The 410-nt window shown below is 64.9% G+C and carries 1 protein-coding gene; it reads right to left on the reverse strand.

Annotated features, from left to right (window positions below):
- Window positions 1-410: DUF2345 domain-containing protein (locus QCE49_RS34685; protein WP_309806866.1), on the reverse strand; the 410-nt coding region annotated here is incomplete at both ends.

The raw sequence follows: 410 nt of genomic DNA on the forward strand, positions 1-410 counted from the left end.
CGGTCGGCTCCTGCTTCGGCATGAGCGGCAGCGCGCTTTGCTTGGTGGCCGATTCACGCACGCGCATCGGTCCCTTCAGGATGATCTCCGGGCCGCCAAGTTCGACGCCCGTACTTGTCAATTTGACGTATGCACCGCCGCAATAGAGCGTCAGTTCCTTCTTGGCGTTGAGCGTGATCGCGTCTTCCGTGCTCGCGATCGTCACGTCCTTGAGCGCGGCGAGATTGAGCGCATCGCCTTGCGCCTGCACGTCGATCTTGCCCTCGGCGGCCGTCACCTTGACGCCCTGTGTGTTGGCGAAGAGCGACACGGCATTGCCCGCCGCGACGGTGTAATTGCCGCCGATCGCGGCGTCGGCGTTGCCGCCGGTGCTGGTGAAGAGATGCCCGCCCGCGGCCAGTTGCATGTGC

It is taken from the genome of Caballeronia sp. LZ008 (assembly GCF_031451435.1).
Taxonomy (GTDB): domain Bacteria; phylum Pseudomonadota; class Gammaproteobacteria; order Burkholderiales; family Burkholderiaceae; genus Caballeronia; species Caballeronia zhejiangensis.